The sequence below is a fragment of the Citrobacter sp. Cb031 genome, from assembly GCF_030336725.1.
Classification (GTDB): domain Bacteria; phylum Pseudomonadota; class Gammaproteobacteria; order Enterobacterales; family Enterobacteriaceae; genus Citrobacter; species Citrobacter braakii.
This window is the reverse complement of record NZ_JAOWDA010000033.1, coordinates 84597-101612: the sequence shown is the minus strand read 5'-3', so window position 1 is coordinate 101612 and position 17016 is coordinate 84597. Positions and strand designations below refer to the sequence as shown.

The 17016-nt window shown below is 56.0% G+C and carries 12 protein-coding genes and 1 pseudogene; 9 read left to right on the top strand and 4 right to left on the bottom strand.

The annotated features are described in order from the left end of the window. The first annotated feature begins 31 nt into the window (after nt 1-31). From hrpB to fhuB, 6 genes are all read left to right on the top strand, one after another. Nucleotides 32-2461 (top strand): ATP-dependent helicase HrpB, encoded by a 2430-nt coding sequence (gene hrpB, locus OGV93_RS14205; protein WP_168188451.1) that lies wholly within the window; start codon nt 32-34, stop codon nt 2459-2461. Between the two features lie 135 nt (nt 2462-2596). Next, a complete protein-coding gene (gene mrcB, locus OGV93_RS14200) occupies nt 2597-5137 on the top strand; it encodes a bifunctional glycosyl transferase/transpeptidase (protein ID WP_016151745.1) in 2541 nt (846 codons plus the stop codon). Between the two features lie 232 nt (nt 5138-5369). After that, a complete protein-coding gene (gene fhuA / locus OGV93_RS14195) occupies nt 5370-7619 on the top strand; it encodes a ferrichrome porin FhuA (RefSeq protein WP_049269202.1) in 2250 nt (749 codons plus the stop codon). A gap of 47 nt (nt 7620-7666) precedes the next feature. Continuing rightward, entirely contained in the window at nt 7667-8464 is a 798-nt protein-coding gene (gene fhuC / locus OGV93_RS14190) for a Fe3+-hydroxamate ABC transporter ATP-binding protein FhuC (protein ID WP_101700737.1), read from the top strand. Continuing rightward, entirely contained in the window at nt 8464-9354 is an 891-nt protein-coding gene (fhuD, locus tag OGV93_RS14185; RefSeq protein WP_101700736.1) for a Fe(3+)-hydroxamate ABC transporter substrate-binding protein FhuD, read from the top strand. The genes fhuC and fhuD overlap by 1 nt, the downstream gene beginning before the upstream one ends. Continuing rightward, entirely contained in the window at nt 9351-11333 is a 1983-nt protein-coding gene (gene fhuB / locus OGV93_RS14180) for a Fe(3+)-hydroxamate ABC transporter permease FhuB (protein ID WP_019078398.1), read from the top strand. Before fhuD ends, fhuB begins: the two co-directional genes overlap by 4 nt. 100 nt (nt 11334-11433) lie before the next feature. On the opposite strand, the gene hemL is transcribed toward fhuB, so the two are convergent. Next, the gene (gene hemL, locus OGV93_RS14175) at nt 11434-12714 is read right to left on the bottom strand and encodes a glutamate-1-semialdehyde 2,1-aminomutase (RefSeq protein WP_016155721.1); all 1281 of its coding nucleotides are present in this window, start codon (nt 12712-12714) and stop codon (nt 11434-11436) included. 168 nt (nt 12715-12882) lie between these two features. On the opposite strand from hemL, the gene clcA reads away from it, so the two are divergent. From clcA to erpA, 3 genes and pseudogenes are all read left to right on the top strand, one after another. After that, a complete protein-coding gene (gene clcA, locus OGV93_RS14170) occupies nt 12883-14304 on the top strand; it encodes a H(+)/Cl(-) exchange transporter ClcA (protein WP_019078400.1) in 1422 nt (473 codons plus the stop codon). A gap of 23 nt (nt 14305-14327) precedes the next feature. Beyond that, nucleotides 14328-14393 (top strand): annotated as a pseudogene (gene yadW / locus OGV93_RS14165) (small protein YadW). Continuing rightward, nucleotides 14386-14730 carry an iron-sulfur cluster insertion protein ErpA gene (gene erpA, locus OGV93_RS14160; protein WP_003018581.1) on the top strand — a complete coding sequence of 115 codons (345 nt, stop codon included), beginning with the start codon at nt 14386-14388 and terminating at the stop codon, nt 14728-14730. Before yadW ends, erpA begins: the two are co-directional and overlap by 8 nt. A gap of 119 nt (nt 14731-14849) precedes the next feature. Here erpA and OGV93_RS14155 read toward each other — a convergent pair whose 3' ends face one another. From OGV93_RS14155 to mtnN, 3 genes are read right to left on the bottom strand one after another with little or no spacing between them, the layout of a single operon-like run. Next, complete coding sequence (locus OGV93_RS14155) at nt 14850-15473, bottom strand: TRIC cation channel family protein (protein WP_006686772.1); 624 nt, start codon at nt 15471-15473, stop codon at nt 14850-14852. A gap of 37 nt (nt 15474-15510) precedes the next feature. Beyond that, on the bottom strand, nt 15511-16311 hold the full coding sequence (gene btuF / locus OGV93_RS14150) for a vitamin B12 ABC transporter substrate-binding protein BtuF (RefSeq protein ID WP_016155723.1): 801 nt from the start codon (nt 16309-16311) through the stop codon (nt 15511-15513). Next, a complete protein-coding gene (mtnN, locus tag OGV93_RS14145; RefSeq protein WP_016151752.1) occupies nt 16304-17002 on the bottom strand; it encodes a 5'-methylthioadenosine/S-adenosylhomocysteine nucleosidase in 699 nt (232 codons plus the stop codon). Before mtnN ends, btuF begins: the two co-directional genes overlap by 8 nt. Nucleotides 17003-17016 lie beyond the last annotated feature (14 nt).

The window sequence follows — 17016 nt, the reverse complement described above, 5'->3', positions numbered from 1 at the left end:
CGCGAAGAATGTTAACCCTCTGGAGTCATTTGTGACGTCGTTGCCCGTTGCCGCCGTAGTGCCTGAACTACTTACCGCCCTTGATGCCTCGTCGCAGGTTCTGCTGACGGCGCCGACCGGTGCCGGGAAATCAACCTGGCTGCCGTTGCGACTCCTTGAACATCGCGGTATCAAGGGACGGATTATTTTGCTGGAGCCGCGGCGTCTGGCAGCACGCAATGTGGCGCAGCGGTTGGCGGAATTGCTGAATGAAAAGCCTGGCGAGACCGTGGGGTATCGCATGCGTGCGCAAAGCTGCGTAGGGCCGCTGACCCGCCTTGAGGTGGTGACGGAGGGGGTTCTGACACGCATGATCCAGCGCGACCCCGAATTGACGGGCGTTGGGCTGGTCATCCTCGACGAATTTCACGAGCGGAGTTTGCAGGCCGACCTGGCGCTGGCGCTGTTGCTGGATGTGCAGCAAGGGCTGCGTGACGATCTGAAACTGTTGATCATGTCCGCCACTTTGGACAACGGACGTTTGCAGCAGATGTTGCCCGATGCGCCGACGATCGTTTCTGAAGGCCGCGCTTTTCCCGTTGATCGACGATATCAGCCGTTGGCGGCGCATCTGCGTTTTGCTGAAGCGGTAGCGGTAGCGACGGCAGAACTCCTGCGCCATGAAAGCGGGTCGCTGCTGCTGTTTTTACCGGGTGTAGGGGAAATCCAGCGCGTGCAGGAGCAACTGGCAACACGTGTGGGCAGCGATGTGTTGTTGTGCCCACTGTACGGCGCGCTGACGCTTGCCGAGCAGCGTCAGGCGATTTTGCCCGCGCCGCAAGGCAAGCGCAAAGTGGTGCTGGCGACCAATATTGCCGAAACCAGCTTAACTATTGAAGGCATCCGGCTGGTGGTGGACAGCGCCCAGGAGCGCGTGGCGCGCTATGACGCGCGTACCGGTTTGACGCGACTGATTACCCAACGCATAAGCCAGGCCTCGATGACCCAGCGAGCGGGACGCGCGGGCCGTCTGGAACCTGGTATCTGCCTACATTTGCTTGCCAAAGAGCAGGCGGAAAGAGCGGCGGCGCAGGGAGAACCGGAGATTTTACAGAGCGACCTGTCCGGACTGCTGATGGAGTTGCTGCAATGGGGATGCACCGACCCTGAGCAACTGAACTGGCTGGATACACCGCCCGCCATCAACCTGCAGGCGGCAAAGCGGCTGCTGCAGATGCTGGGGGCGCTTGAGGGTGACAGGCTCAGCGCCAGGGGGCAGAAAATGGCGACGTTGGGTAACGACCCCCGTTTAGCGGCTATGCTGGTTAGCGCCAACAATGACAATGAAGTGGCAACGGCGGCAAAACTGGCTGCGATTCTGGAAGAGCCGCCGCGCGGTGGCAGTACCGATCTGGCTGTAGCGTTTTCACGAAATCAGCCCGCCTGGCAGCAGCGCAGCCAACAATTGCTGAAACGGCTTAACGTTCGCAGCGGACAGCCGGACAGCGCGCTGCTCCCCTCATTACTGGCGCAGGCGTTTGCCGATCGGATCGCGCGTCGGCGCGGGCAGGAAGGGCGCTATCAACTGGCGAATGGCATGGGGGCAATGCTGGATGCCGATGACGCCTCCGGACGCCATGAATGGCTGATTGCGCCGCTGTTACTGCAGGGCAGCGCTTCGCCGGATGCGCGTATTCTGCTGGCTCTGCCGCTGGATATTGAGGTGCTGATACAGGCATGCCCTGAACTGCTACAACAATCTGACACCATCGAATGGGATGAAACTCAGGGAACGTTAAAAGCATTGCGTCGGTCGCGCATTGGCCAGCTAACGGTAAAAGTACAGGCGCTGGCCAAACCCTCGGAAGAGGAGTTGCACCTGGCGATGTTGAACGGCATTCGCGATAAAGGGCTAAGTGTGCTCAACTGGACGCCGGAAGCCGAGCAGTTTCGCCTGCGTCTGCAATGTGCGGCAAACTGGTTGTCAGAGTATAACTGGCCCGCGGTAGATGAGGATTCTCTGCTGGCGACGCTGGAGAGCTGGCTGCTGCCGCACATGAGCGGTGTGCACTCGTTACGCGCGTTAAAAGCGCTAAATGTGGGTCAGGCGTTGCGCGGTTTGCTGGATTGGTCAATGCTGCAACGTCTGGATAGTGAACTGCCAGCGCATTACACTGTGCCGACGGGAAGCCGGATTGCCATTCGCTATCATGAGGATAACCCTCCGGTATTGGCGGTTCGGATGCAGGAAATGTTTGGTGAAGCGAAGACCCCAACCATCGCCGAGGGGCGCGTGCCGCTGGTGCTGGAACTGCTGTCTCCGGCCCAACGACCGCTGCAGGTAACGAGTGATTTGAGCGCGTTCTGGCAGGGATCGTACCGTGAGGTGCAAAAAGAGATGAAAGGGCGCTATCCCAAACATGTCTGGCCGGACGATCCGGCGAATACCGCGCCAACGCGGCGAACAAAGAAGTATTCGTAATGAAACTGTAGGCCGGATAAAGCGAAGCCGTCATCCGATATAAACACGGCAGTAAATTGAGAGATTTCTTCTTCTGTTAACTGACGGAAGAACAGAGAATCGGGCCCTTGCGCCTGAATGTTGCGGAGAAAAAGCATGGCGGGGAATGACCGCGAGCCAATTGGACGTAAAGGGAAACCCTCGCGTCCGGTGAAACAAAAGGTGAGCCGTCGTCAACTCAGAGATGAAGAGTATGACGACGATTATGATGATGATGACTATGAGGATGAAGAACCGATGCCGCGTAAGGGTAAAGGCAAAGGGCGTAAGCCTCGTGGTAAACGCGGCTGGTTCTGGCTGCTGGTAAAACTGTCGATTGTTTTTTTGGTGCTGATCGCCATTTACGGCGTTTATCTGGACCAAAAAATTCGCAGCCGTATAGATGGTAAAGTCTGGCAGCTTCCTGCGGCAGTATATGGCCGTATGGTTAACCTTGAGCCAGAAATGCCGATCGGCAAGAACGAGATGGTGAAACTGCTGGAGGCTACGCAGTATCGTCAGGTGACGAAAATGACGCGCCCTGGCGAATTCACCGTGCAGGCGAAAAGCATCGAGATGATCCGTCGTCCGTTTGATTTTCCGGACAGTAAAGAAGGTCAGGTGCGCGCGCGTCTGACCTTTGATGGCGACCATCTGGATACCATCGAGAATATGGATAACAACCGCCAGTTCGGTTTCTTCCGTCTCGATCCGCGACTGATTACCATGCTCTCTTCGCCTAACGGTGAGCAGCGCCTGTTTGTCCCGCGCAGTGGATTCCCGGATCTGCTGGTGGACACGCTGCTGGCGACCGAAGATCGTCACTTCTATGAGCATGATGGTATCAGCCTCTATTCCATTGGCCGCGCGGTGCTGGCGAACCTGACGGCGGGGCGCACGGTACAAGGGGCCAGTACGCTGACCCAGCAACTGGTGAAAAACCTGTTCCTGTCCAGCGAACGTTCCTATTGGCGTAAAGCCAACGAAGCCTATATGGCGCTGATCATGGATGCGCGTTACAGCAAAGACCGCATTCTTGAGCTGTACATGAACGAAGTCTATCTCGGTCAAAGCGGTGACAATGAGATCCGCGGCTTCCCGCTGGCGAGCCTTTACTACTTTGGCCGTCCGGTGGAAGAGCTGAGCCTCGACCAGCAGGCGCTGCTGGTAGGGATGGTTAAAGGGGCGTCAATCTATAACCCGTGGCGTAACCCGAAGCTGGCACTGGAGCGTCGTAACCTGGTGCTGCGTTTGCTACAACAGCAGCAGATTATCGACCAGGATCTGTATGACATGCTGAGCGCGCGTCCGTTAGGCGTACAGCCGCGTGGTGGGGTGATCTCACCGCAGCCCGCCTTTATGCAGATGGTGCGCCAGGAGCTACAGGCGAAGCTGGGCGATAAAGTTAAAGACCTCTCCGGCGTGAAGATTTTCACCACCTTTGATTCCGTGGCGCAGGATGCTGCAGAAAAAGCGGCGGTGGAAGGTATTCCGGTGCTGAAGAAACAACGTAAGCTGAGCGATCTGGAGACCGCGATTGTGGTGGTCGACCGCTTCAGCGGCGAAGTGCGTGCCATGGTCGGGGGGGCAGAACCGCAGTTCGCTGGTTATAACCGTGCGATGCAGGCGCGTCGTTCGATTGGTTCTTTGGCTAAACCAGCGACCTATCTGACCGCGCTCAGCCAGCCGAAGCTGTATCGTCTGAATACCTGGATTGCCGATGCCCCGATTGCGCTGCGTCAGCCTAACGGCCAGGTGTGGTCGCCGCAGAACGATGACCGTCGCTATAGCGAAAGCGGAAAAGTGATGCTGGTGGATGCGTTAACGCGCTCAATGAACGTGCCAACGGTAAATCTGGGGATGGCGCTGGGCCTGCCTGCCGTCACCGATACCTGGCTGAAGCTGGGCGCGCCGAAAGATCAGCTTAATCCGGTTCCAGCCATGCTGTTGGGGGCGTTGAACCTGACGCCGATCGAAGTGGCGCAGGCGTTCCAGACTATCGCCAGCGGCGGGAACCGCGCGCCGCTGTCGGCGCTGCGTTCGGTGATTGCCGAAGATGGGACGGTGCTGTATCAGAGCTTCCCGCAGGCCGAGCGTGCCGTTCCGGCGCAGGCGGCGTATATGACGCTGTGGACCATGCAACAGGTGGTTCAGCGTGGTACGGGTCGCCAGCTTGGCGCGAAATATCCTGGGCTTCATCTGGCAGGGAAAACCGGGACCACTAACAACAACGTGGATACCTGGTTTGCCGGGATCGACGGCAGCCAGGTAACCATCACCTGGGTGGGCCGTGATAACAACCAGCCAACCAAGCTGTACGGTGCCAGCGGTGCGATGTCGATTTATCAGCGTTATCTTGCCAACCAGACGCCAACACCGCTGGTGCTGACGCCGCCGGAAGATGTGGTGGATATGGGCGTGGACTACGACGGTAACTTCGTTTGTAGCGGGGGGATGCGTACGCTTCCGGTATGGACTACCGATCCTGATTCACTGTGTCAGCAGGGTGAAATGATGCAACAGCCGACTGGGAATCCGTTCGATCAGTCAACGCCGCAGCAGCAGCCTCAACAGCAGCAGCAACAACCGGCGCAGCAGGAAAAGAAAGATAGCGACGGTGTCGCTGGCTGGATAAAGGATATGTTCGGCAGTAACTGATATTGCTCAAAACCCGCTTCGGCGGGTTTTTCTTCTTTGGTCCATTCTCAGGGCCGAATAACATTCCAGCCTAATTTATTAACCCTTTCTTTTCATCTGGTTATTTCTTAACCCCTCAGTTTTAGTAGGGACGCGTATTGCTTGCTATCTCGCCAGAGTTTCGAATATTATGCTGCCGTTATAATAATAATTCTCGTTTACGTTATCATTCACTTTCATCAGAGAAATACCAATGGCGCGTCTTAAAACTGCTCAGCCAAGTTCATCGCTGCGTAAAATCGCAGTAGTGGTAGCCACAGCGGTTAGCGGCATGTCTGTCTATGCACAGGCGGCGGTTGACCCGAAAGAAGAAACCATCACCGTAACTGCTGCTCCTGCCGCACAAGAAAGCGCATGGGGGCCAGCGGCAACCATCGCCGCACGACAGTCTGCTACGGCGACCAAAACTGACACCCCGATTCAAAAAGTTCCTCAGTCTATTTCAGTGGTCACCGCCGAAGAGATGGCGTTGCATCAGCCGAAATCAGTTAAAGAGGCGCTCAGCTACACGCCAGGCGTAGCCGTAGGCACCCGCGGCGCGTCTAACACCTATGACTACCTGATTATTCGCGGATTTGCCGCCGACGGCCAAAGTCAGAATAACTATCTGAATGGCCTGAAGATGCAGGGTAACTTCTACAACGATGCGGTAATCGACCCGTATATGCTGGAACGCGCTGAAGTGATGCGCGGTCCGGTTTCCGTTCTTTACGGAAAGAGTAACCCTGGTGGCTTGTTGAACATGGTCAGCAAACGCCCGACCACAGAGCCGTTAAAAGAAATTCAGTTCAAGATGGGCACTGACAGCCTGTTCCAGACCGGTTTTGACTTCAGCGATGCGCTGGATGACGATGGTGTGTACTCATACCGCCTGACCGGCCTGGCGCGTTCCGCGAATGCGCAGCAGCAGGGCGCGGAAGAACAACGCTACGCCATCGCGCCATCTTTCACATGGCGTCCGGATGATAAAACGAACTTCACCTTCCTCTCCTACTTCCAGAACGAGCCGGAAACTGGCTATTACGGCTGGTTGCCGAAAGAGGGGACGGTGACTGAGCTGCCGAACGGCAAGCGTCTGCCTACCGATTTCAACGAAGGTGCGAACAACAATACCTACTCTCGTAACGAGAAGATGGTGGGCTACAGCTTCGACCACGAATTTAACGACACCTTTACCGTGCGTCAGAACCTGCGTTACGCGCAAAACAAGGTTTCGCAGAACAGCGTGTATGGCTACGGTATGTGCTCTGATCCGCTCTATACAAAGGATCCGGCTAACAGTCCTTGCGCCAGCGTTCCTCAGTCCGAGTGGGCTCACACGCTGACTCGTCAGTATGTTGACGATAATGAAAAATTGCAGAACTTCGCTGTTGATACCCAGTTGCAGAGCAAATTCGCTACCGGTTCCGTGGATCACACATTGCTGACCGGCGTTGACTATATGCGGATGCGTAACGATATCAACTCCTGGTTTGGTTGGGCTGGTTCGGTAGCGCCTTCAGATATTTATAACCTTGATCGCAGCGACTTTGATTTTGGGGCACATACTGGACCGGGCGCTCCCTACCGTGTTCTGAATAAACAGGAACAAACGGGCCTGTACGCTCAGGATCAGATGCAGTGGGATAAGGTGCTGGTCACTCTGGGCGGTCGTTACGACTGGGCTAAGCAGGACTCACTGAACCGTGTTTCTGGCGTGCTGGATTCCCGTGATGACAGACAGTTCACCTGGCGTGGCGGTGTTAACTACCTGTTCGACAACGGTGTGACTCCGTATTTCAGCTACAGCGAATCGTTTGAACCTAGTTCTCAGGTCGGGGAAAGCGGTAATATCTTTACTCCATCTAAAGGTAAGCAGTACGAAGCGGGCGTGAAGTATGTGCCGAGCGATCGTCCGATCGTGATCACCGGTGCTGTTTACCAGTTGACCAAAACCAACAACCTGATGGCCGACCCGAACGGATCATTCTGGTCAGTTGAAGGCGGTGAAATTCGCTCACGTGGTGTGGAAATTGAAGCGAAAGCGGCGCTGTCAGCCAGCGTTAACGTGGTCGGTTCTTATACCTATACCGATGCGGAGTACACCACCGACACCAACTACAAAGGCAACACGCCTGCTCAGGTGCCAAAACATATGGCATCACTGTGGGGAGATTACACCCTTTATGACGGCGCGCTTTCCGGGCTGACGTTGGGTACGGGGGTTCGTTATACTGGCTCCAGCTATGGCGATCCGGCAAACTCCTTCAAAGTGGGAAGCTATACGCTGGTGGATGCGTTAGTACGTTACGATCTGGCGCGCGTCGGCATGGCGGGTTCCAACGTGGCGCTGCATGTGAACAACCTGTTTGACCGTGAGTACGTCGCCAGCTGCTTCAATACCTATGGCTGCTTCTGGGGCGCAGAACGTCAGGTCGTTGCAACCGCAACCTTCCGTTTCTAATTTCTTTTTGGGCACGCTTTGCGTGCCCGTTTTACAAGTTGGCTGCTATGCAGGAAAACAGATCCCATCCCGACACCACTTTCGCGTTGCGTAATGTCTCCTTTCGTGTGCCTGGCCGCACGCTGTTGCATCCTCTCTCATTAACTTTTCCGGTGGGGAAAGTAACCGGCCTTATCGGCCACAACGGGTCCGGAAAATCGACGTTATTGAAAATGCTGGGACGTCATCAGCCGCCGTCGGAAGGTGAAATCCTGCTCGACGAACAGCCGCTGGAGAACTGGAGCAGTAAAGCGTTTGCCCGCAAGGTCGCCTATCTGCCGCAGCAGTTGCCGCAGGCCGAAGGGATGACGGTGCGTGAACTGGTGGCGATTGGCCGCTATCCGTGGCACGGGGCGCTGGGACGTTTTGGCGTTGCCGACAGAGAGAAAGTAGAAGAAGCTATTTCGTTGGTCGGCTTAAAACCGCTGGCGCACCGCCTGGTGGATAGCCTGTCCGGCGGAGAACGCCAACGTGCGTGGATTGCCATGCTGGTGGCGCAGGACAGCCGCTGTCTGCTGCTTGATGAGCCGACTTCCGCGCTGGATATCGCTCATCAGGTTGACGTGCTGGCGCTGGTGCATCGCTTAAGCCAGCAGCGTGGGCTAACGGTGATTGCGGTGCTGCATGATATCAACATGGCGGCCCGCTACTGCGATTACTTAGTTGCGCTGCGCGGTGGTGAAATGATTGCGCAAGGAACGTCTGCTGAACTGATGCGCAGTGAAACTCTGGAACAGATTTACGGTATCCCGATGGGCATTTTGCCGCATCCGGCCGGTGCCGCACCCGTGAGTTTTGTCTATTAATGATTGAATTACATCATATTACCCGTCGGCGTCTGCTTACGGCGATGGCGCTCTCGCCGCTGCTGTGGCGGATGAATACGGCGTCCGCCGCGGCGATTGATCCGCAGCGTATTGTGGCGCTGGAATGGCTGCCGGTAGAGCTGTTGCTGGCGCTGGGTATTACGCCGTATGGCATTGCGGATATCCCTAACTACAAGCTGTGGGTCAGTGAGCCACCTCTACCGGACTCGGTGATTGATGTCGGGCTACGCACGGAACCCAATCTCGAACTGCTGACCGAAATGAAACCCTCGTTTCTGCTCTGGTCGGCAGGCTATGGTCCTTCCCCGGAAAAGCTGGCGCGTATTGCACCTGGTCGGGGATTTAACTTCAGCGACGGTAAAAAACCTCTGGTCGTTGCGCGACAATCGCTGCAGGAAATGGCGCAATTGTTCAATCTGCAGGACTCTGCTGAACGCCATCTGACTGAGTATGATCGTTTTATTGCCAGCCTGAAGCCGCGCTTCATTCAACGCGGTGCGCGCCCTGTGCTTCTCACCTCTCTGCTTGATTCGCGGCATATGCTGGTGTTTGGCCCAAACAGCCTGTTTCAGGACGTGCTGGATGAATATGGGATCCCCAACGCCTGGCAGGGAGAGACAAACTTTTGGGGCAGCACTGCCGTGAGTATTGACCGTCTGGCTGCTTTTCAGGATGTCGATGTATTGTGCTTTGATCACGGCAACGATAAAGAGATGGCTACACTGATGTCTACGCCGTTGTGGCAGGCGATGCCCTTTGTTCGCAGCGGACGTTTTCAGCGTGTGCCGGCCGTCTGGTTCTATGGCGCAACGCTATCGGCCATGCATTTTGCCCGCATTCTGGATAATGCGCTGGGAGGCAAAGCGTGAGTAAACGTATCGCGCTGTTCCCCATTCTCCTGCTGACGGTTCTGTTTGTTGCCGCCTGTTGGCTCACATGGGTTAACTTCTCCGTTGCGCTACCGCGCAACCAGTGGCAACAGGCTATCTGGTCACCGGATATCGATGCCATTAAACAGATGGTTTTCCACTACAGCCTGCTGCCGAGGCTGGCGATTTCGCTGTTGGTCGGTGCCGGGCTGGGACTGGTCGGCGTATTGTTTCAGCAGGTGCTGCGTAACCCACTGGCGGAGCCAACCACGCTAGGCGTTGCGACCGGTGCGCAGTTGGGCATTACCGTCACGACGCTGTGGGCTATTCCCGGAGCGCTCACCACGCAATTTGCTGCGCTGGCAGGTGCTTGTGTCGTTGGGGCGCTGGTGTTTGGCGTCGCCTGGGGCAAACGTCTTTCTCCGGTGACGTTAATCCTTGCCGGACTGGTGGTCAGCCTGTACTGCGGGGCGATTAACCAGTTGATGGTTATCTTCCATCACGATCAACTGCAAAGCATGTTTTTATGGAGTAGTGGCACGCTAACCCAAACCGACTGGAGCGGCGTACAGCGACTGTGGCCGCAACTGCTGGGCGGCGTGATGCTGACTCTGCTGCTGTTGCGTCCAATGACGCTGATGGGACTGGATGACGGCGTGGCGCGTAACCTCGGTCTGGCGTTGTCGCTGGCGCGCCTGGCGGCCTTATCGCTGGCGATTGTCATCAGCGCCTTGCTGGTTAACGCGGTTGGGATTATCGGCTTTATTGGCCTCTTTGCACCGCTGCTGGCGAAAATGCTCGGCGCGCGGCGTCTGTTGGCGCGTCTGATGCTGGCCCCGCTGATTGGTGCGTTGATCCTCTGGCTCTCTGACCAAATCATTCTGTGGCTGACCCGCGTATGGATGGAGGTCTCCACCGGTTCGGTGACGGCGCTGATTGGCGCGCCATTGCTGCTGTGGCTGCTGCCGCGCCTAAGAAGTATGAGCGCACCGGATATGAATGCCAGCAACCGTATCGCCGCGGAGCGTCAGAATGTACTGATGTTTGCGCTGGCGGGCGGGGTGGTTTTGCTGCTGACTCTGGTGGTGGCGCTGTCGTTTGGCCGCGATGCGCACGGCTGGACATGGGCCAGCGGCGCGATGCTGGATGAACTGATGCCCTGGCGCTGGCCACGTATTCTGGCGGCGTTGATTGCCGGGGTTATGCTGGCGGTAGCAGGCTGTATTATTCAGCGTCTGACCGGAAACCCAATGGCTAGCCCGGAAGTTCTGGGCATTAGCTCCGGCGCGGCATTTGGCGTGGTGTTAATGCTGTTTCTGGTCCCCGGAAATGCCTTTGGCTGGCTTCTGCCCGCAGGGAGCCTCGGGGCTGCGGTCACCTTGCTTATCATTATGATTGCCGCCGGGCGCGGTGGTTTTTCGCCGCACCGTATGCTGTTGGCAGGGATGGCGCTCAGTACGGCGTTTACTATGTTGTTGATGATGCTGCAGGCCAGCGGCGATCCGCGTATGGCGGGCGTGCTGACTTGGATCTCCGGCTCAACCTATAACGCGACGGGCGAACAGGTTCTGCGCACCGGGATTGTGATGGTTATCCTGCTGGCACTGACACCGCTGTGTCGTCGTTGGCTGACGATTTTACCGCTCGGCGGCGATACGGCGCGTGCGGTGGGTATGGCGATCACGCCGTCACGCGTAGGGTTACTGCTGTTGGCTGCGGGGCTAACGGCGACAGCAACCATGACCATTGGACCGTTGAGTTTTGTCGGGCTGATGGCTCCGCATATTGCCCGAATGATGGGTTTTCGTCGCGCGATGCCGCATATGCTGATTTCGGCGCTGGCGGGAGGTGTGCTGCTGGTCTTTGCTGACTGGTGCGGCAGGATGGTGCTGTTTCCGTATCAGATCCCGGCAGGATTACTGTCGACGTTTATTGGCGCGCCGTACTTTATCTATCTGCTACGTAAGCAGAGTCGCTGAGGTTAATCTCTTCCATTTAGGCTGCGTCGCCATCCGGCAATAAAAAAGCCGGGTGGCGGCTTCGCCTTACCCGGCCTACGTTATTTCTGGACGTTCTCTTTTACAATTTCGCAAACACCCGGCGCGCGGCGTCGATGGTGTTATTGATATCGTCTTCACTGTGCGCGACGGACATAAAGCCCGCTTCGAAGGCGGACGGCGCCAGGTAAATCCCTTCATCCAGCATCATGTGGAAGAAACGCTTGAAGCGTTCAACGTCGCATGCCATCACATCCTGATAGCAGGTCACGGTTTCTGCATCGGTGAAGAAAATCCCGAACATCCCGCCCACATGGTTAACCACCAGCGGAATATTCGTCTCTTCGGCGGCTTCCAGCAGACCTTCCGCCAGACGCGTCGTCAGTTCGTTCAGCGTTTCATGAATACCCGGCTGGGCCACTTCGTTCAGACAAGCAAAACCTGCCGCCATCGCAATCGGGTTACCTGAAAGCGTACCCGCCTGATACACCGGACCGGTCGGCGCCAGCGCGTCCATCACATCACGGCGACCGCCGAATGCGCCAACGGGCATCCCGCCACCGATGATTTTGCCAAGGCAGGTCAGATCCGGAACGACGCCGTAATAATCCTGCGCACCGGCTAGCGCCACGCGGAAACCGGTCATGACTTCATCGATGATCAACAGCGCGCCAAACTCATCACACAGGGCACGCAGGCCCGGCAGGAATTCTGGCAGCGGCGGGATGCAGTTCATGTTGCCTGCGACCGGCTCAACGATAATGCAGGCGATCTCCTGCGGATACTGTTCAAATGCCGCACGAACTGAAGAGAGATCGTTGTAGGTGCAGGTCAGGGTGTGTTTCGCAAAATCGGCTGGAACGCCCGGGGAGTTTGGCTGACCCAGCGTTAACGCGCCGGAACCAGCTTTAACCAGCAGGCAGTCGGCATGACCGTGATAGCAACCTTCAAATTTGATGATCTTATCGCGACCGGTGAAACCGCGCGCCAGACGGATTGCGCTCATCGTCGCTTCCGTACCGGAGTTCACCATACGCACCATATCCATGGTCGGCACAAGTTCAGTGACCAGCTCCGCCATTTTCACTTCCATCTCGGTCGGCGCACCGAAGCTTAAACCGCGCTCTGCGGCTTCAATCACCGCATTGCGAATTGCCGGGTGGTTATGGCCCAGTACCATCGGTCCCCAGGAACCGACGTAATCGACATAGGCTTTACCATCGACATCGTACAGATACGCGCCGTCCGCTTTTTCGATAAACAGCGGAGTACCACCCACGCCAGTAAAGGCGCGAACGGGGGAGTTAACGCCGCCAGGGATAAGTTCGCGTGCTGCGCTGTAGAGATTTTCAGACTTACTCATGGATGGGGTCCTGGTTCGTAGAAAAAGTAAATGCCCGCTATTCTAGTTATTCAGAGAAGGTTATGAAAGTTTTACGCATTTGAAACAATGCGATTTGCAGGGGATTTTCGTGAAATGTGCGAGTAGAATGCCGATTCCGTATTTGTATTACCAATTAATGATCATCTGATGAAGACTGACTCTCCCTCTTTTGAAGCACAACAAATTGTGCGTTTACGCCGCAGGGATCAAATCCGTCGACTCCTGGAACGCGACAAAACGCCGCTGGCGATCCTGTTGATGGCCGCCGTTGTCGGTACCGTGACGGGGCTTGTTGGCGTGGCATTTGAGAAAGCGGTGACCTGGGTGCAAAATCAGCGCATTGGCGCCCTGGCCCAGGTTGCGGACCATGCCATTCTGCTGTGGCCGCTGGCGTTTATTCTCTCTGCATTGCTGGCGATGGTCGGCTATTTTCTGGTTCGTAAATTTGCGCCGGAAGCGGGAGGCTCGGGGATCCCTGAGATTGAAGGCGCGCTGGAAGAGCTACGACCTGTGCGCTGGTGGCGCGTTCTGCCGGTGAAATTTATTGGCGGCATGGGCACGCTGGGAGCCGGTATGGTGCTCGGGCGAGAAGGGCCGACCGTACAGATAGGCGGGAACATTGGGCGCATGGTGCTGGATATTTTCCGCATGCGCAGCGCTGAAGCGCGACATACCCTGCTGGCCACCGGTGCGGCTGCGGGTTTGTCGGCGGCGTTTAATGCGCCTCTGGCGGGGATCCTGTTCATTATTGAAGAGATGCGTCCGCAGTTTCGCTATAACCTCGTCTCGATCAAAGCCGTGTTTACCGGCGTTATTATGTCGAGCATCGTGTTTCGTGTGTTCAACGGTGAAGCACCGATTATTGAAGTCGGGAAGCTGTCTAATGCACCGGTAAATACGCTGTGGCTGTATCTTGTACTCGGGCTTATTTTTGGCTGTGTCGGGCCGTTGTTCAACACGATGGTGTTGCGTACCCAGGATATGTTCCAGCGCTTCCACGGCGGTGAAATTAAAAAATGGGTGCTGATGGGTGGCGCGATTGGTGGCCTGTGCGGGATCCTGGGATTAATTAAACCGGAAGCGGCAGGCGGCGGGTTTAACCTGATTCCTATCGCCGCGGCGGGTAATTTTAGCGTCGGTTTACTGCTGTTTATATTTATTACCCGGGTGATCACCACGCTGTTGTGCTTCTCGTCCGGCGCGCCCGGTGGGATTTTTGCCCCGATGCTGGCGTTGGGCACATTACTTGGCACCGCGTTCGGTATGGCCGCGGCGGCCTCTTTTCCACAGTATCATCTGGAGGCCGGAACCTTTGCCATTGCCGGAATGGGAGCTTTGCTGGCGGCTTCGGTACGTGCACCGCTAACCGGTATTGTACTGGTGCTGGAGATGACCGATAACTATCAGCTCATTTTGCCAATGATTATTACCTGTCTTGGCGCAACACTATTAGCCCAATTTATGGGTGGAAAGCCGCTATACTCGACTATCCTTGCCCGCACGCTGGCAAAACAGGAAGCGGAGCAGGCGGCAAAAAGCCAGAGTACTGCCGCTGGCGAGAATACTTGAACGAAATACCAGGGTATTAGATAATGGCCTTAACCATTGGGTTATAATTTGCCCAATTGCCAATGTCGTTTGGAGCAAAATATGAGTGATGACGTAGCGCTGCCACTGCAATTTACTGAAGCAGCAGCCAATAAAGTAAAAAGCCTGATCGCTGACGAAGATAACCCGAATCTGAAATTACGCGTGTATATCACCGGCGGTGGTTGCAGCGGTTTCCAGTACGGTTTCACCTTTGATGATCAGGTGAACGATGGTGATATGACCATTGAGAAACAAGGTGTGGGTCTGGTGGTTGATCCGATGAGCCTGCAATATCTGGTGGGCGGCGCGGTTGACTATACCGAAGGTCTGGAAGGTTCCCGCTTCGTTGTGACTAACCCCAATGCGAAAAGCACCTGCGGGTGTGGTTCTTCTTTCAGCATCTGATTGCTGCCTGTAATACCGATGGTCTGATGGTGTAGGCCCGGTAAGCGTAGCGCCACCGGGCAATGTGCCGGTTGGCGACGTAAACGCCTTATCCGGCCTACATGTTCTGCATCATCACATCAACGCCCGTTATCATCCAGAGCAAACGTCGGCAATTTCAAATGCCAGCGAATGGCGGCAAGCCTAATCAGCAGGGTGACGATCATCCCCATCATACTGGCGTTTTCCAGCGATACATTAAAAGTATAAAACGCTGTCGCATGCACGATCCCGCCGATAATACATGCCGTGGCGTAGATTTCGGTGCGCAGAATCATCGGGACTTCACGAGCTAACACATCGCGAATGATCCCGCCGCCGACGCCAGTAATCACCCCCATACAAATCGCCACCAGGGGGCCCGTCCCGGCGAGAAATGCTTTATTGACGCCAATCCCCACGAACACCGCCAGGCCAACGGCATCCAGCACCGGAAGGATCCACTTCGGTAAACGTCGTGGCTGACGTACCAGCAGGATTGTCAGCATGCTGGTGATCATTGCCACCACCAGATCGGTGGGATCCTTAACCCAAAATACCGGCCCATGATCCAGCGCCATATCGCGGATCGTACCGCCGCCAACGGCGGTAACCACCCCGAGTACCAGGACGCCAAACGGGTCCATTCGCAATTTTCCGGCCAGTAAGACGCCAGAGATAGCAAATACCGCGGTACCGACAATATCCAGCCAATAGACGAGCATTTTTAAATCCTCACAACAGACCTGGTGGGGGCAGGCGCTAATTTATCTGTGAAAGCGCATTACAGAGTTGTTTTGCGGCGAGGATAATACGCGGGCTCGCGCGTTCGAACCAGTCACTATTAAGTGTAATAATGGGTATTTTTAGCTGGTTTCCCCAGTATTGTTCAATTTTCAGAGTTTCGCCTGGTCCTCCGGTTGCAACAATAGCCTGGGGCGCTCGTGCCAGGACCTGCTCACGGCTAACCTGTGGCCAGGGAACCCGACTGCCGGCAAAGATGTTTTCTCCACCGCATACCTCAAGAACTTCGTGCTGAATGGAGCCTTTTCCACTGGTAAACAGAGGATTTGCGCCAAACTGGAGAAACACGCGTTTTTTCGGTTTGTTGGCATACCGAGATTTTAGTAAAGCATAGTCATCAAGCATGGTTTGCGCCGCCTGTTTAGCCTGCTCAGGCTTTGGGCTCCACGCTGCCAGCTGGCGGAGCGCATCGGCGACCTGCTCGATGGTAACGGCGTCCACCCAGATGACCTTAATTCCCAGGGCGGTCAGTTGATTCACCTGCCGCTCAGCATTTCCCCCGCGCCAGGCGACGACTAAATCCGGTTTAAGCGCCACAATGCGTTCAAGGTTCATACCTTGCCAGGTGGAAACCTCCTCGATATTTTTGGCCGCTGGCGGGTAGTTTGAGTAGCTACTGACGCCTACGGGTGTAATGCCGGCGGCAAAGGCGAGTTCGGTATTGGCAGGAGAAAGCGTCACAACACGCGGTGCGGCGTACAGGAACGCCGGAAGAGTGAAAAGCAGGGCGACCAGCGCCCTGGAGAGTAATTTAGCCATGCGCCAGTTTCTGTACCAGCGTTTCAACCATCAGGCTTGACTGTTTCGCGGCAACAACCAGGAACTCGTCAAAGCTGAGATGGGACTGCTGATCGGCGACGTCAGAGATGGCGCGAACCACGACAAACGGCACATTGAAGTTATGGCAAACGTGCGCAATCGCGGTCGCTTCCATCTCAACGGCAATGGCCTGCGGGAAGTTATGCTTAATTTTAGCCAGACCCACGGAGCCATTAATGAAGGCATCGCCGCTGACGATAAGTCCGCGAACGGCGTTCAGATTGAGTTGTGCAATGCAGGATTCTGCTGCAGCAATCAGCGCAGGATCGGCTTTAAAACCAGCCGGGCAGCCCGGTAACTGACCAAATTCATAGCCAAAGGCGGTGACGTCGGCATCGTGATAGCGCGCTTCGTCAGAAACCACAATATCGCCGACTTTCAGCGTAGAGGCCAGGCCGCCCGCGGAACCGGTGTTAATGATGGCATCCGGCTTGCAGCGTTCAAGCAGCAGCGTAGCGCCCAGCGCCGCCGCCACTTTACCGATACCTGATTTCAGTAGCGCAACCTCTGTACCGTTCAGTTGGCCGGTGTAAATTTCACAACCGCCGAGAGAGAGGGTCTGACGGTTTTCGATTTTGTCACGCAGCAGCGTAACTTCTTCTTCCATTGCACCAATGATGCCGATTTTCATAGATTTACTCGCGA

Bases quoted from the DNA above. Each gene is read 5' to 3' on its own strand.
- clcA (WP_019078400.1), top strand. From the start codon at position 12,883: ATGAAGACTGACTCTCCCTCTTTTGAAGCACAACAAATTGTGCGTTTA.
- mrcB (WP_016151745.1), top strand. From the start codon at position 2,597: ATGGCGGGGAATGACCGCGAGCCAATTGGACGTAAAGGGAAACCCTCG.
- hemL (WP_016155721.1), bottom strand. From the start codon at position 12,714: ATGAGTAAGTCTGAAAATCTCTACAGCGCAGCACGCGAACTTATCCCT.
- fhuA (WP_049269202.1), top strand. From the start codon at position 5,370: ATGGCGCGTCTTAAAACTGCTCAGCCAAGTTCATCGCTGCGTAAAATC.
- erpA (WP_003018581.1), top strand. From the start codon at position 14,386: ATGAGTGATGACGTAGCGCTGCCACTGCAATTTACTGAAGCAGCAGCC.
- mtnN (WP_016151752.1), bottom strand. From the start codon at position 17,002: ATGAAAATCGGCATCATTGGTGCAATGGAAGAAGAAGTTACGCTGCTG.
- OGV93_RS14155 (WP_006686772.1), bottom strand. From the start codon at position 15,473: ATGCTCGTCTATTGGCTGGATATTGTCGGTACCGCGGTATTTGCTATC.
- fhuD (WP_101700736.1), top strand. From the start codon at position 8,464: ATGATTGAATTACATCATATTACCCGTCGGCGTCTGCTTACGGCGATG.
- fhuC (WP_101700737.1), top strand. From the start codon at position 7,667: ATGCAGGAAAACAGATCCCATCCCGACACCACTTTCGCGTTGCGTAAT.
- btuF (WP_016155723.1), bottom strand. From the start codon at position 16,311: ATGGCTAAATTACTCTCCAGGGCGCTGGTCGCCCTGCTTTTCACTCTT.